Source organism: Shewanella marina JCM 15074, assembly GCF_000614975.1.
Classification (GTDB): Bacteria; Pseudomonadota; Gammaproteobacteria; order Enterobacterales; family Shewanellaceae; genus Shewanella; species Shewanella marina.
Map to the genome: position 1 here is coordinate 55,782 of NZ_BALM01000020.1, position 15,627 is coordinate 71,408.

At 41.3% G+C, this 15,627-nt stretch carries 14 protein-coding genes; 10 read left to right on the forward strand and 4 right to left on the reverse strand.

Annotated elements, in window-relative coordinates; genetic code table 11:
* The first annotated feature begins 113 nt into the window (after positions 1 to 113).
* Positions 114 to 899 (forward strand): cyclase family protein, encoded by a 786-nt coding sequence (locus tag JCM15074_RS14415; protein WP_025821882.1) that lies wholly within the window; start codon positions 114 to 116, stop codon positions 897 to 899.
* 133 nt (positions 900 to 1,032) lie between these two features.
* Here the strand turns inward: JCM15074_RS14415 and JCM15074_RS14420 are convergent, their stop codons facing one another.
* Positions 1,033 to 1,353: a hypothetical protein gene (locus JCM15074_RS14420; RefSeq protein ID WP_025821883.1), complete on the reverse strand. Its 321-nt coding sequence runs from the start codon at positions 1,351 to 1,353 to the stop codon at positions 1,033 to 1,035.
* A 204-nt stretch (positions 1,354 to 1,557) separates the two neighbouring features.
* Positions 1,558 to 2,970, reverse strand: coding sequence for a glutamate--ammonia ligase (gene glnA, locus JCM15074_RS14425; protein WP_025821885.1), 1,413 nt, complete (start codon positions 2,968 to 2,970; stop codon positions 1,558 to 1,560).
* A 403-nt stretch (positions 2,971 to 3,373) separates the two neighbouring features.
* On the opposite strand from glnA, the gene typA reads away from it, so the two are divergent.
* Positions 3,374 to 5,185 (forward strand): translational GTPase TypA, encoded by a 1,812-nt coding sequence (typA, locus tag JCM15074_RS14430; RefSeq protein WP_025821888.1) that lies wholly within the window; start codon positions 3,374 to 3,376, stop codon positions 5,183 to 5,185.
* Positions 5,186 to 5,370: 185 nt separating this feature from the next.
* The gene (locus JCM15074_RS14435; protein WP_025821890.1) at positions 5,371 to 6,501 is read left to right on the forward strand and encodes a pyridoxal-phosphate-dependent aminotransferase family protein; all 1,131 of its coding nucleotides are present in this window, start codon (positions 5,371 to 5,373) and stop codon (positions 6,499 to 6,501) included.
* Positions 6,502 to 6,524: 23 nt separating this feature from the next.
* On the opposite strand, the gene JCM15074_RS14440 is transcribed toward JCM15074_RS14435, so the two are convergent.
* A complete protein-coding gene (locus JCM15074_RS14440; RefSeq protein WP_025821893.1) occupies positions 6,525 to 7,121 on the reverse strand; it encodes a TetR/AcrR family transcriptional regulator in 597 nt (198 codons plus the stop codon).
* 572 nt (positions 7,122 to 7,693) lie between these two features.
* On the opposite strand from JCM15074_RS14440, the gene JCM15074_RS23730 reads away from it, so the two are divergent.
* From JCM15074_RS23730 to JCM15074_RS14465, 7 genes are all read left to right on the forward strand, one after another.
* On the forward strand, positions 7,694 to 8,383 hold the full coding sequence (locus JCM15074_RS23730; RefSeq protein ID WP_051536910.1) for an efflux RND transporter periplasmic adaptor subunit: 690 nt from the start codon (positions 7,694 to 7,696) through the stop codon (positions 8,381 to 8,383).
* Positions 8,374 to 8,760 (forward strand): efflux RND transporter periplasmic adaptor subunit, encoded by a 387-nt coding sequence (locus JCM15074_RS23735; protein ID WP_051536911.1) that lies wholly within the window; start codon positions 8,374 to 8,376, stop codon positions 8,758 to 8,760. Before JCM15074_RS23730 ends, JCM15074_RS23735 begins: the two co-directional genes overlap by 10 nt.
* Positions 8,757 to 11,357, forward strand: a complete 2,601-nt coding sequence (locus JCM15074_RS22330; RefSeq protein ID WP_304621831.1) for an efflux RND transporter permease subunit — start codon at positions 8,757 to 8,759, stop codon at positions 11,355 to 11,357. The genes JCM15074_RS23735 and JCM15074_RS22330 overlap by 4 nt, the downstream gene beginning before the upstream one ends.
* Positions 11,354 to 11,794 (forward strand): efflux RND transporter permease subunit, encoded by a 441-nt coding sequence (locus JCM15074_RS25415; protein WP_304621832.1) that lies wholly within the window; start codon positions 11,354 to 11,356, stop codon positions 11,792 to 11,794. Before JCM15074_RS22330 ends, JCM15074_RS25415 begins: the two co-directional genes overlap by 4 nt.
* A 63-nt stretch (positions 11,795 to 11,857) precedes the next feature.
* Positions 11,858 to 12,748 carry a hypothetical protein gene (locus JCM15074_RS14455; RefSeq protein ID WP_037469766.1) on the forward strand — a complete coding sequence of 297 codons (891 nt, stop codon included), beginning with the start codon at positions 11,858 to 11,860 and terminating at the stop codon, positions 12,746 to 12,748.
* Between the two features lie 64 nt (positions 12,749 to 12,812).
* A complete protein-coding gene (locus JCM15074_RS14460) occupies positions 12,813 to 13,901 on the forward strand; it encodes a BamA/TamA family outer membrane protein (RefSeq protein WP_199899818.1) in 1,089 nt (362 codons plus the stop codon).
* Entirely contained in the window at positions 13,901 to 14,956 is a 1,056-nt protein-coding gene (locus JCM15074_RS14465) for a DUF4056 domain-containing protein (protein WP_025821898.1), read from the forward strand. Before JCM15074_RS14460 ends, JCM15074_RS14465 begins: the two co-directional genes overlap by 1 nt.
* A 3-nt stretch (positions 14,957 to 14,959) precedes the next feature.
* Here the strand turns inward: JCM15074_RS14465 and JCM15074_RS14470 are convergent.
* The coding region (locus JCM15074_RS14470) for a phosphatase PAP2 family protein (protein WP_025821900.1) at positions 14,960 to 15,627 on the reverse strand (668 nt) is incomplete at its 5' end.

Genomic DNA, 15,627 nt, shown 5'->3' on the forward strand with positions numbered 1-15,627 from the left:
TGTATTCTCAAATGGAATGTTTGCTATTCATTTACTCGGTGTTTAATTCCTTTTTGCTATTAACTATGCTTCCCTCATCGAATTTTAGGCAAGTTAAGTAAGGTAGATATTAAATGGGTATTAAACAAAAAGTCGCGGTCGGATTAGTCATTTTATCAAGTTATATGAGCTACGCTTATGCTGATGACACCACGGCTATACAGCCATTTAGTGCAAGTAAGGCGATCGATCTTACTCATGTATTGCATGAAGATATGGTGGTTTGGCCTGGTGGCGTACCGTTTAAAAAAATTCCATTAGCAACCCATGAAAAGGATGGATATTTATTACATCGATTTAGTATGGGAGAGAATACGGGGACGCATGTGGATGCACCTGCGCATTATATTCAAGGTAATTTGACCATGGAAAACTTGCCGATTGATCAGTTAATTTTACCTATGGTTGTTATTGATGCGAGGGAACAGGTTAAATCTAATCCTGATTATGAGTTGTCAGTTCAAGATATCAACAATTGGGAAGCAAAATATGGCAAGGTACCGGCTAATGCTTTAGTGGTGTTGAATACGGGCTGGCATGAAAAGTTCGATGATCCGAAAGCTTATCAAAATATGGATGATAAACAGGTAATGCATTTCCCTGGCTATTCGCCACAAGCAGCCCGTTTACTGGTTAAGCGCGATGTATCTGGTATTGGTATTGATAGCTTTAGTTTAGATTATGGACCTTCGACCACTTTTGAAACTCATTTAGTGATGCTTAAAGCAAATAAGTTTCAAGTAGAGAATATGGCGAACTTAAATGCCTTACCTGCAGTTGGATCGACAGCGGTTATTGGTGTGTTACCAGTCAAAGGTGGCTCACAAGCGCAAGCGAGAATTTTTGCTTTATTACCATAAGTGGTTGTGTGGCGAGAATGACAAACAAGCTAGATAAAAAAACCGCTAAGACAAAAGGGTCTTAGCGGACTATAAGTGATACAAGGATGAGTTGTATCGGAGTGATGATATGGTGTTACTGCAATCTGACTATTTACTTCGGGCTAATGTAGATGCCACGGTGGTGATAAGCTTGGTTAAGGGCAATAACTTCACCAACAGATAATTCTGTCTTTGCGATACCATTTTGGTCTACCACAAACTTTTGGGCATTGCCTTTAACAAAATCTACACTAATAAAATGATTGTTTGCATCTTGTTGGTGATGGATTTCTGTCAGCACTTTGTCTGCAATTTGCTGATTACTACAATCATTACAAGTTAATGTTGTTGAACCTGCAGTGTGGGCTAACGCAGCTGGAGTGGCTAATACGCTGGCTAATAACAATACGGCTTGGGTTGTCTTGGTCGTCATATTAAGCTCCTAAATCTTTGTTTGTGACTTGCTTCACACTTTTAATCCTACCCGCAAGTTGTATTAATGTCTACAGTTTGTTAATAAATTGTTTTAAATTTCATATATTTAGAGAAAGCTAAATTAACCTCTAGTCGTTACCAGATATAAAAAAACCGCCCTTACGGGCGGTTTGGTTTTTTCAAAATGTAGGGTATTTTTTGGTTATAGACTGTAGTACATTTCAAATTCAAGTGGATGAGTGGTGTTATTGATACGTACAACATCTTCTGTTTTTAGTTTGATGTATGAATCAATAAAGTCATCCGTAAATACGCCACCTTGAGTTAAGAAAGCGCGATTGCTATCAAGGTGCTGTAGTGCATCTTCGAGTGAAGTTGCCACTGTTGGAATTTCTGCTGCTTCTTCTGCTGGTAGGTCATAAAGATCTTTATCCATAGCTTCACCCGGATGGATCTTGTTTTGAATACCATCAAGACCTGCCATTAACATGGCAGCAAATGCTAGATATGGGTTAGCCATAGGGTCAGGGAAGCGCACTTCAATACGACGGCCTTTAGCACTTGGTACTACCGGAATACGAATAGAAGCACTACGGTTACGTGCAGAGTAAGCAAGCATTACTGGTGCTTCGTAATGAGGCACTAAACGCTTGTATGAGTTAGTACTTGGGTTGGTGAATGCATTCAGTGCACGTGCGTGCTTAATGATACCACCAATGTAGTAAAGTGCTGTTTCACTTAGTCCGCCGTACTTGTCACCAGCAAATAGGTTTACACCATCTTTTGCGAGTGATTGGTGTACGTGCATACCGCTACCATTATCACCTACGATTGGTTTTGGCATAAAGGTTGCTGTTTTACCGTAAGCGTGTGCGACGTTATGGATAACATATTTCAATGTCTGCACTTCGTCAGCTTTAAGTGTTAGCGTATTGAAGCGGGTCGCAATTTCGTTTTGACCTGCTGTTGCTACTTCATGGTGATGCGCTTCAACAACTTGGCCCATCTCTTCAAGTACTAAACACATAGCACTACGTAGATCTTGTGAAGAGTCTACTGGTGCAACTGGGAAGTAACCCCCTTTAACACCTGGACGATGGCCTTTATTACCGCCTTCATATTCTGTTCCTGAGTTCCAAGCAGCTTCTTCGGCGTCTACTTTATAGAAACAACCTGACATGTCAGCACCAAAGCGAACATCGTCAAATAGGAAGAATTCAGGCTCTGGTCCAACTAATACTGTGTCTGCAATACCTGTTGCGCGCAGATATTCTTCTGCTTTTTTAGCAATAGAGCGAGGATCACGGTTATAGCCTTGTAGGGTACCAGGTTCAAGAATGTCACAGCGAATATTGGCTGTTGATTCTTCGGTAAATGGGTCTAACACAAATGAGTCAGCATCTGGCATTAATACCATGTCTGATTCATTAATACCCTTCCAACCACAAATTGATGAACCATCAAACATCTTACCTTCTTCAAAGAAATCAGCATCTACTTGATGAGTTGGAATTGTTACGTGCTGTTCTTTTCCTTTTGTGTCAGTAAAACGTAAGTCGACAAATTTGACTTCTGCTTCTTCCAATTTTTTTACAACAGACTCATATGGTGACATGGTTCAATCTCCGTGGTATCGCGGGTACTTAAATTAATAAAAGTTATTCTGTTAGATCTGTTCCGATCTTTATGTGATACATCTTTAGATTCTTGGCATCAATATAGCTAATCTTGTGCCAGTTTTTCAACTTATTGATTCTAAAGGGTTATGTTGAATTTTAATAAAGGCTGAAATAATTGTTTGCACTATTATGTTGCGCGCTTCGCACTGTTACGGTGCAATGATGTGTAGTGATTCACTTTGGTGCAGCGGTAGGTAACTTGGTTTTTATTAGCTGAACAAAAAATAATCCTATCCGATTTTGCGCTGGTGGAGTAGAATGTCACGTTTTTTATTATAAGTGCTACACTTTATAGCGCTTATAATTGCTCCTTTATATTTGTTGGTAAGAGGTTTATCAGTGCTAGAGAATTTACGTAACATCGCCATTATTGCGCACGTTGACCATGGTAAAACTACCTTGGTAGACAAGCTGCTGGCGCAGTCAGGTACCTTGGCGACTCGTGGAGAAGCCACGGAGCGGGTGATGGATTCTAACGATCTTGAAAAAGAGCGTGGAATCACAATTCTGGCGAAAAATACCGCCATCAAGTGGAATGACTACCGTATTAACATCGTAGACACCCCAGGTCACGCCGATTTCGGTGGTGAAGTGGAACGTGTTCTATCTATGGTTGATTGCGTACTTCTTCTTGTTGATGCTGTTGATGGCCCTATGCCACAAACTCGCTTTGTAACTCAAAAGGCATTTGCTCAGGGTCTTAAGCCAATCGTTGTAATTAACAAGATTGACCGTCCTGGTGCTCGTCCTGATTGGGTTATCGACCAAGTATTCGACCTATTCGATAACTTAGGCGCTACTGACGAACAGTTAGACTTCCCTATCGTTTATGCTTCTGCATTAAACGGCTTTGCTACATTAGATCCTGATGAAGCAAGCGAAGATATGACTCCACTGTTCCAAACTATCGTAGAGAAAGTTTCTGCTCCTGATGCTGATGCTGAAGGTGATTTCCAGATGCAAATTTCTCAGCTTGATTACAACTCATACGTGGGTGTTATCGGTATTGGCCGTATCAAGCGTGGTAGCGTTAAAATGAACCAACAGGTTACTGTTGTTGGTGCAGACGGCAAAACTCGTAACGGTAAGATTGGCCAAGTATTAGGTTACATGGGTCTTGACCGTACGGAAGTTGAATCAGCAAGTGCTGGTGACATCGTTGCAATTACTGGTTTAGGCGAACTTAAGATTTCTGACACAATTTGTGCGGTTGGTGCTGCTGAAGCATTACCTCCACTATCTGTTGACGAGCCTACACTAACCATGACTTTCCAAGTAAACACTTCACCGTTTGCTGGTAAAGAAGGTAAGTATGTAACTTCACGTAATATTCTTGAGCGTTTAGAGCAAGAATTAGTACACAACGTGGCACTACGTGTTGAAGAAACTGAAAGCCCAGATCGTTTCCGCGTTTCTGGTCGTGGTGAACTTCACCTAAGTATCTTAATTGAAAACATGCGTCGTGAAGGCTACGAGCTAGCTGTATCACGTCCAGAAGTTATCATTAAAGATATCGACGGTGTTAAGTGTGAGCCATTCGAACAGTTAACTGTTGACGTTGAAGAAGAGCACCAAGGTTCAGTAATTGAAAAGCTTGGTACTCGTAAGGCTGACATGAAAGATATGCAACTTGACGGTAAAGGCCGTGTGCGTATCGATTTCGTTATCCCAAGTCGTGGTCTAATCGGTTTCCAAACTGAATTTATGACGGCAACTTCTGGTACTGGTCTTCTTTACCATAGCTTCGATCACTACGGTCCACACAAAGGCGGTGACATTGGTCAACGTGCTAACGGTGTATTGATCTCTAATGCTACTGGTAAGGCGCTAACATTCGCACTATTCGGTCTACAAGACCGTGGTCGTCTGATGATTGGTCACGCTGCTGAAGTATATGAAGGTCAGGTTGTTGGTATCCACAGCCGTTCTAACGACCTTACTGTTAACTGTTTGAAAGGTAAGCAGCTAACTAACATGCGTGCATCTGGTACTGACGAAGCTCAAGTACTGACTCCACCAATCCAGATGACTCTTGAACAAGCACTAGAATTTATCGATGATGATGAACTAGTTGAAGTAACACCTAAGAGTGTTCGTGTTCGTAAGAGACACTTAACTGAAAACGATCGTAAGCGTGCAAGCCGCGGTTAATTTTTGTTTTAAGTTTAAAAGCCTCGCTTAATTGCGGGGCTTTTTTTTGCCTAAAGAACGAGTATTTTCACCACTCTCTCCTATATCACTTACCACCTAGATTATGTTTTTATCAAAATAGGCTTGCTTGATTAGAGTAATCCCCCTAATTTGTTATTAATTACAATCGACTTTAAGGAAAGAGCATGTTTGCAGCACCGCAGTTTCAAGCGTTTAATCCTCCTCGTAGAATTTTAATGGGGCCGGGTCCATCAGATGTTCATCCACAAGTATTAGCAGCACAAGCTCGTCCTGCTATTGGTCATTTAGATCCTTTATTTATTGGCATGATGGATGAGTTAAAACAGCTTATTCAATATGCATTTCAAACCAAGAATGAGATGACTATTGCGGTTTCAGCACCTGGCTCAGCAGGGATGGAAACCTGTTTTGTTAACTTGGTTGAACCGGGTGAGAAGGTGATTGTTTGTCGTAATGGCGTGTTTGGTGAGCGCATGCGCCAAAACGTTGAACGTACGGGCGGTATTGCGGTTGTCGTTGATAATGTATGGGGCGAACCGGTTAGTGTTACTGATGTTGAAGCCGCATTGATTGCACATCCTGATGCCAAGTTTTTAGCATTTGTACATGCAGAAACCTCAACGGGGGCATTATCTGACGCACAGAGTTTATGTGCGTTAGCTAAAAAACATGATTGTTTATCGATAGTCGATGCGGTTACTTCGTTAGGTGGTGTCGAGTTACTGGTTGATGAATGGGGCATTGACGCCATCTATTCTGGTAGTCAGAAATGCCTTTCTTGTGTACCGGGCTTGTCGCCAGTGTCATTTTCACCTGCGGCAGTGACCAAATTAAAAGCGCGCAAAACACCTGTCCAAAGTTGGTTTTTAGATCAAACGTTAGTGATGGGTTATTGGTCTGGTGAAGGCAAGCGTAGTTATCACCATACGGCACCTGTTAATGCCTTATATGCACTGCATGAAGCATTGAGGTTACTTGCTGCAGAGGGGCTTGAAAATGCATGGCAACGTCATCAGCAAATGCATCAATTATTACGTGATGGTCTACAACAGCTTGGACTTGAATTTGTGGTTGATGAAGCCTATCGCTTACCGCAATTAAATACGGTGTATATTCCGCAAGGCATTGATGATGCGTTGGTACGCAAAACCTTGTTAGAGCAATATAATCTAGAGATTGGTGCTGGCTTAGGGGATTTAGCAGGCAAGGCTTGGCGAATTGGTTTAATGGGGTATGCGGCCCGCCGCGAAAATGTGTCTTTATGCCTGCGGGCGTTAAGCGATGTATTAGCTTAAATATTAGGTTATTTGACCTTGAATTATTTAGGTAAGTAATTGGTTAAGAAGCTTGATACGATGAGTTTGACTTGTCGTAATCGAGTGGCTTCATCGACTTCGGGCAAACTGGTGATCACCTGTGGCCACAAGAAGAAACCATTAAACATACTCTTATACAATAGGCAGGCATCATCGATACTTTCGATGATGAGTGCCTTATCAGCGACTGCATCTTTTAACCAGTAATAGAAGCCATTGCGGCTATATAACTCAGTGATCAAGCTTTGCGCATACTCAGGTCTACGCATAAATTCCATCACGATGGTTCGGGTTAGGTTAACGTCGTAGATATTATCTTTAAACTCAAGATCTGCCATCACTATTTGCATAAATTGCTCAGTGATTGGGATCTCAGGGCGATAATGAAATTCAGGGCGATCCGTAACCATTTTATGGTTATCTTTTAAAATTTCGGTGAATAGCTGTTCTTTACTGGAAAAATGATTGTAGAGTGTGCGCTTTGATACATTAGCATCAGCTGCAATGTTGCTCATATTGGCGTTGGTAAAACCATTTTTACCGAAGGCTGATTTAGCAGCTCGGAGAATATTTTGTCGTTTAATATCCGTCAGTTTCATACTTGCGCTACATAAAATTAAAATGCGCCCAATGTTAACATTAGTTATTACTAAGAGAAATATGACAATTTTATTAGCGTGATTAGTGTTTGTTATTTAGGTTTAAAAAAGCATAACCAATGACAAACAACATAAACAGTAATGGAACTGAGCGCCAAATAAAATCTAGGATAGAAATATCATGCATTTTGATACACCTCTGAATGAAATGATCTATATGTAATATCTTCTCGTGTAACTGATTTTCAAACCGCGATCTTGCTCTCAAATTGGTTATTCTGCCGTTTACTCATTTGCTTCATCTTTATAAATTAAACTAGTAAGTCTACTTTTATTGGTAAATTACACTTGTGAGTTTACTTTTTATGTGAATTACACTAGTGGGTTTACTTTTGTCTGTAAATTACACTGGTGAGTTTACTTTTGTAGTGTCGATTAAGGTCGAGTTCAGTTTTACCTAAAAACTACACTTATAAGTTTACTTTATGTTTTTTTGAGTCGCTCAACTTCTAATTGCTCTGTGGAGCTTGATTGAGCACTAACTTGGTTAGGTAGTGATAATGGCAATAATAATGACAAAAAAATGGCAACAATCTAAGTTGCATGCTTTATTTATCATGGCTTTATTAAGTTTGACTGCATGTGGCGAGACAACTGAAACTGCCACTGTTGTTGAAGTAATTAGGCCTGTATTAATTAATACCGTCACCACTAGCCAAGTCGAACAGCTAACCTTTAATGGCGTGGTGCAGTCATCAAGTAAGGCTGCATTAGCCTTCAAAGTCGGCGGTCGTTTGAGTCAATTATTAGTTGATGAAGGTGATACTGTCACTGCGGGTCAATTATTGGCTGCAATGGATAACCGTGAATTTGAAATCGCTAAAGATTCTGCCCAGTCTGAATTTGTCAAAGCTAAGCTTGATTTTGAGCGTGGTACTAAAATTAGTGCGACTTCTCAGCTGATTTCACAAAGTGAACTTGATCAATTACGCACTCAATTCGAAATTGCTAAAAATCGTTTAGCAGATGCCCAATATCGTTATGACAACACGCTATTATTTGCCCCATTTGCAGGCAAAATCAGCAAAAAACATGCTGATAATTACACTCAAGTACAAGCTAATCAAATTGTATTGAGTTTACATGATGTGGCACAGATGGAAGTCGTGATTGACGTGCTACTGGCGTCATGCTCAAGCAGCCTAAATCTGAACAGGCATTTGCTGAGTCGAGCTTATTGCCGGGTGTGCAGTTGCCATTAACGCTGAAACATTACTCAACCTTGGCTGATAATAGCCAAAGTTATCAAGTTGTGCTGGCTGTAGATGATGCGAAAGGTTTTAATTTATTGCCAGGAATGGCAGTAAAAGTGATCGCTCACAACCTGCAACAGCAACAAGTTATCTCTATCCCTCTGCAAGCTATTATGCCTGATAATCTTGGTAGCACTTACGTGTGGAAGGTGGATGCGCAGCAGCAAACTGTAAAACAACTCGTCACCTTAGGTGCCATTATTGGCGACCATGTGCAGGTAGTCTCTGGCTTAACTCTTGGTGACCGCTATATTGCTGCAGGCGTTTCGAGTTTGACAGAAGGAACTCAGGTACGTCCTTTAGTGGCTAAAGGAAGCTTGTCATGAGTATCAGTGATTACACTATTGCAAAACGTACCAGCGTTTGGGTATTGATTGTACTTATCTTATTAGGCGGATATTTAAGTTACCAAAAATTAGGTCGATTTGAAGATCCTGAGTTTGTTATTCGTCAAGCGGTAATCAATACCAGTTATCCCGGTGCATCGGCTGAGCAGGTTGCCAATGAAGTCACAGATGTGATTGAAGGTGCGGTGCAATCTTTGCAGGAACTGAAAGAGGTAAAATCTGTTTCTCGGCCTGGGATGTCAGAGGTTACCGTTGAAATAAAACTTGAATTTGCTGGTAGCAAAGCTGAATTGCAACAGGTGTGGGATAAGCTGCGCCGAAAAGTGATGGATGCGCAGCGTTTATTACCACCGGGTGCAAGTGCGCCCATGGTCAATGATGATTTTGCTGATGTATATGCGCTGTTTTATGCCATTACGGCGGATGGTTACAGTGACAAGCAATTACAAGATTATGTCGATATGCTCAGTCGTGAACTAGCATTAGTTCCCGGCGTGGCTAAAACGGCGGTATTAGGTGCGCAACAGCAACAGATTTTTGTTGAGTTGTCCGCTGAAAAAATGCTTAGTTATCAAGTCTCTGTTCAGCAATTATATCAAGTCTTACAACAGCAGAACTTGGTCGTCAATGCTGGCAGTTTTGTTGCTGATGGCATGCGTTTACCCGTAATTCCTGCTGAATCTATTGGCTCTATAAATGCGCTAAAGCAGTTGCAAATCGGTATTGGTGAGCGCCAAGCGATTATCCGTTTAGCTGATATTGCCGATGTGAGTTTAGGATTAGCTGAGCCGAGTTCATTTTATATGATGTATAACGGTGAACGCGCTGTTGGGCTCGGTATCTCTAACGTTGCTGGCGGTAACGTAGTAGAAATGGGGCGTGCCGTTCAGGCTAAATTGGCGCAGCTAGAATCCCGTCGTCCAATCGGCATGGAGTTACATGCGATTTCACTACAGTCAGAATCTGTAGATGCCTCAGTGAGTAACTTCATTGATAATTTGATTGCCGCGATTGCTATCGTATTTGTGGTGTTACTGATCTTTATGGGCGTTCGTTCAGGCATTATTATCGGTTTTGTGTTACTGCTCACCGTATGCGGCACTTTAATTATCATGTTAATTGATGATATTGCTATGCAGCGTATTTCGTTAGGTGCGCTGATTATCGCTTTAGGCATGTTAGTTGATAATGCGATTGTGGTGACTGATGGCGTATTGGTCAGATTACAAAAAGGCGAAGATAAGCGCAGTGCGATTAATGCTGTCGTTAATGCCACTATTTGGCCACTCCTTGGCGGTACCGCCGTTGGTATTTTAGCCTTCAGTGCTATCGGTCTATCTCCTAGTGATATGGGGGAATATGCTGGCTCATTATTTTGGGTAATTCTCTACTCAATGTTTCTAAGTTGGTTATTCGCGGTCACTATCATTCCACTATTATGCTACCAGTTTTTGACCGTAAAACCTGTCGCGGCGGATGCACCTCAAGGGCGCATCATTAAAGCGTATGCAGGATTATTAGGTTGGGTATTAAATCATCGTAAAACCAGTGGTTTATTGTTACTGGCATTGTTAGTCGCGGCAGTGATGTCGATGCGTTTTATTCCTCCTGGATTTATGCCTGAATCGCAGCGACCACAATTTGTGGTTGATATCTATTTACCGCAAGGCAGTGATATTGAAAAGACTAAAGCCGTTGTTGCACAAGTCGCTGAGCAAGTAAAACTAAAACAAGGTGTGACTGATATTGCTAGTTTTATTGGTGGCGGCGGACTACGTTTTATGCTGACTTATGCGCCTGAATCACGTAATCCAAGCTATGGTCAATTGCTGATTGATGTTGAAGATTATAAGCAAATCTCACCATTATTGAGTGAACTACAGAGTGAATTGCAATTAGCTTTCCCACAAACTTCGATCAAAGTGTGGAAGTTTATGTTGGGTCGTGGTGGTGGTAAGAAGATTGAAGCTGGATTTAGAGGTGAAGATCCTCAAGTGTTGCGTCAATTGGCCGAAGAAGCTAAAGCGATTATGCAACAACAACCAGATCTTATTGCTATCCAAGATGACTGGCGTCAACAAATTCCAGTTGCGAGCCCTCACTTTATGTTAGAGCAAGCACAGCAATTTGGGTTGACGATTAGTGATTTAAATCAGGCGATTTCGCAGACTTTACAAGGCCGTACTGTTGGGGTTTATCGTGAAAATAACGACTTAGTCCCGATCGTCGTCCGTGCACCACTATCTGAGCGTGAACATCAGCGTGCGATAGAAAATGCACAGGTGTTTAGCCAGTTAACGGGTAGCTATGTGCCTGTTAGTCAGTTTATTAGTCGTATCGATATGATATGGCAAGACTCTTTAGTGCGCCGAATTGATCGTATGCCGACTATTTTAGCGCAGGCAGATCCGGCTCCTGGCATGTTAACGGCTGAAGCATTTGCAACGGTAAAATCTAAAATTGAAGCGATTCCTTTACCACCGGGCTATGAGTTGACTTGGTATGGTGAGTATAAAGCGTCAAAGGATGCCAACGTTGGCTTAGCTATTTCAGCACCTTATGGCTTTAGTGCATGATTCTTGCTGTGATTTTTATGTTTAACGCATTAAAGCAGCCATTGGTTATCTGGTTAACGGCACCTCTTTCTGTGATAGGGGTTGTTGTGGGCTTAACTGCATTCCAGACCCCATTCGAATTTATGGCTATTTTAGGCTTCCTAAGTTTAATTGGCATGATGGTTAAAAATGCCATTGTGTTAGTTGATCAAGCTGATGTTGAAATTAAACAGGGGATGGAGCCCTATCAAGCAGTAATTAGCTCGGCTTTAAGTCGTGCAAGACCTGTGGTGCTAGGGGCATTAACAACGATTTTAGGCGTGGCACCATTATTGATTGATCCATTTTTTAAGAGTATGGCTGTGACCATTATGTTCGGTTTGTTATTTGCAACCGCATTAACGTTAGTGGTGCTGCCTTTACTGTATGTTGTCACCTTTAGAATTAAAACCGTTTAACCACAAGAGTCATGGGTTTTGGTCAATATTGATTTAAGCAATCTGGGTGATTAAGGGAATATTTTGCAAAAAGTAATTGGATCTATGGTGGCTGCAATAGCCTTAACGACAAGTTATGGCGCATCAGCATTTGAGCTACCATTTTTAAAAGAGGAAGCACTGGCTTTAGGGCATAAATTACCGCCTGCATACGGTATTAGTAGTGGTTACATGAAAGTTGAGCAGGGCGTTAATATCGATAGTATCGGTTTTAGTGGTTTGAAGTTTTTAAATAAACCGATTGCTACTGATGCGATTGATATTACAACGACGCAAGGGCATCAGATGACGGAGGTATTTCATATTAGAGCTGATGCGTGGCTATTACCTTTTTTAAATTTGTATGCAATTGGCGGTAAGGTGCAGGGTTATTCAGACACTAATATCAGTATTAATAAGTTTACTTTACCTTCTGGTGCTGAGCTCCCGTTACCTGATAGCTTAAAAGATTTACCTTTTCGATTAGATTTAGATGGTTATGTTTATGGTGCTGGGGTAACAGTGGCCGGTGGTACGGGTAATTGGTTTACCTTGATTGATGCCAGTTATACCAAAACGGACTTAACCGTGATTGACGGCGAAATCTCAACCTTCGTTTTATCACCACGATTGGGGTATGAGTTTACGGTTAATCAGCAGCCTTTACGGGTGTGGTTTGGTGCCATGTATCAAGATATTGATCAGTTTCTAACTGGCCAAATTAATGATTTAGATTTGCCTAGCGAAGTGAAAAGTTTATTAGATATCGTTAATCGTTCTGGTGATGGCAAGTTTGAGGTGAATCAGCATTTAACCGCGCCTTGGAATGGCATTGTAGGAGCGCAGTACCAAATTAATCACTCAGTGTCATTAATGACTGAATGGGGATTTGGTTCCCGCCAAAGCGCCATGTTTGCCATCGAAGCACGGTTTTAGGACGAGTTGATTAATGGCGAATAAGTTGAGGTTAGCAAAATTAATAAGCTTATGCGCATTAATATTGTTACCTAGCAAGGGACTGGCTGAGTCAGCAACACCTGATACCTCATGGTTTGAGCAGTTGTTGCAAGACTTGGGTGCCAGCGAAACAGTGGATGTTAGCCAAGGTATTGATTGGGGCGTGTTACCGGGTCCATTTGTTAATCCAGAAATGGGACTCGGATTGGGCATTGCTGCTATTGGTTTATATGGTGCAGATGATTGGCAAACGGGTGATGCTATTTCAACACTGGCCTTAAAAGGTTTTGTTTCATCTAATGGTAGTTATGGTGTCGGGCTTGAGAATAGAAGTTATCTAGACGGTGATCAGCAACGAATATTAGCTGACTTTTGGGTCAGTAAAGAACCTAAGTATTATTATGGAGTAGGGTATCAGCAGGGACAAAATGCCAATAATGAAACGCTTTATGATGCTTTATCGATAAAGTTTACGCCGAGATTTGCCCAACAAATATTGCCTGAAACGTATTTGATTATCGGGTGGGATGGGCAAATATTAAGTCAGCAAAGCTTTGATGGACCTATGGTGCCTGAAAATACAGCCACTCAATATAGTAGTGCTGTGGTATTAGGTGTGGAGTTTGATAGTCGAGACTTTGAACCTAATCCCTACTCAGGTCGGTTTGTGCAGGTTAACTATAGTCAGTTTTCGACTGCAATTGGCTCAGATCAGAATTTTAGTCAACTCATCGGTAACTGGCGTGAATATTATCAGTTGAGCAATCAAGATGTTATTGCCACAGAGTTATATATTCAAAGTTTGTGGGGTGATGTGCCTTGGTATCGTTTAGCTGAATTAGGGAGTGATAAGCGCATGCGCGGTTATTACCAAGGTCAGTATCGAGACAAACAATATTTATCGACTCAAATTGAGTACCGGCAACACCTTAGGGGTCGACATGGTGTGGTTTATTGGTTAGGTGCTGGCATTATTGCTTCGTCATTTGATCAACTGAATGAACAACCTATTTTGCCCAATTTTGGCATTGGTTATCGGTTTAGTTTTAAATCTAGAGTAAACGTAAGATTAGATATGGGTTTTGGTCGTTCGGTGAGTGGTTTTTATTTTCATATTAATGAGGCTTTCTAATGTGGTGTAAGGGCTTAATTGCATTGGTGTTAAGTGGAGTTTGCTTTGTTAGTCAAGCGGGAGTGATTACTGCGCCGCAGGGGGTGAGACCATGTTGTGCTTTTGGCACAGACTTAGGTGTTGCTTTTGCTGGTCTATCGATGCCATTTGTTAATATTAAAAATACACTCGATGTAACTGATATTGGTGAACATATCTATAACGATGGTAAACAAGGTCCTATATCTAGTTTACTTGGACTGGGTGAAGAGAAAAATGGCTTAATTTTTACCAAAAAAGGTGGCTTTATTGATACCGCTCATGTGCGTGATACCGCAGATTATACGTATTATCTGTATCGTCGTGTGGTTCACAATATCGGTAAGTGTTCGAAAATTGATTTAGGGCCTGAATTAAAATTACGTAGTATTAAGTTGAATTCTTGTGGGCAAGTGTTGAGTTTAGCTACTCGACAAGAAAAAGCAGCTAAGTTTGCTGCTGTTACCGCCTTTCGATTAGCGCAGTGGCATGAGATCGCACAGTGGTTTGGTTTAAAGAGTGTGGCGGGTTTTCCTGAGCTTGCATCTGCATTTTCACCAGAAGATCTCTATTCTAATATGTTAGGGGCCGTAGTGGCGTTAGAGATTTTACAAACCGTTCCTAAAATAGATAAGGAGCAGTTTATTGCGGCGTTTAATCATAAGTTTAAAGGAAAATTAAGAGAGCTTGGCGCAGTTTCCGCCGATGAAACGGAGCAAAAAATATTACAGCTGGATGGTATTTGGTGGAATAGCAAGCAATCTCTGCCGAATAAATGGTTATTGTTAAAACGTGATTATTCAATGGCATTAACGCTCAAGCCGAATGGGGTTGAAGATGGGGTTGAGTTGTCATTACAATCTGCTGAGCGTTGGGGAGTATTAAAACTAACTGATTTGGATGACAGTAAGCATCAGCACTTTAAAATGCTACCGATAGAATTGCGCTCAATGGGGTATTGGACTGTGGAGCATTTTGAACAGCTCGCTGATTTTGCTAAGCAAGCTGATCAAATGGAACTTCAATTAATGCAGTAGCATTTAGCTATATAGTTTGGGATATTTATGACCAATCTTGGGGGCAAGCCATTGTATGATGGCGATTGATGCAAATGCTAGTAAGCCGCCAATAAAGCTTGAACCTAGCACATCTTGAGGCCAGTGTAAGCCTAAGAACATACGGCTAAAGCCCATTAAAATAGCCCAGAAGGTCATTAATATTGGCATACTAACAAAGCCTGCACTGAGTAAGTAAAAGCTGACGATTAATGCAAACGATACCGCAAATTGAGTGTGACCCGATGGGAACGCATAACCCACTTCTCGTTGCCAATGTTCGCTGATCCTTTCTGACATTGGCAATGTTCTAAAATTCTCAGCAATAGCTTGTTTTACCATCGCTTGTTTATGTGGTTTGCTTTGCAGATAAAAGAAATCACTATTAAGTTGCTGTTGCTGTTCAAACCACTGCACATAAGGGCGGTGCTCGTGGAAATGATCTTTTAGCTCATGGTTAAGCACCAATCCCACTACCTGACTTAATCCCACGGCTAAAAATAAGTGAATGAATATTTTCCGTGGTACTAAACTAAAGCAGATCGCTAATATAAATAAGATAAAGCCAATCCCGTAAGGTGTTGTGCCTGTCCATGTAATCCAATAAAACCCTTGGGCAATAGTGCCTTTAAGATCAAGCAAGGGAAACATCT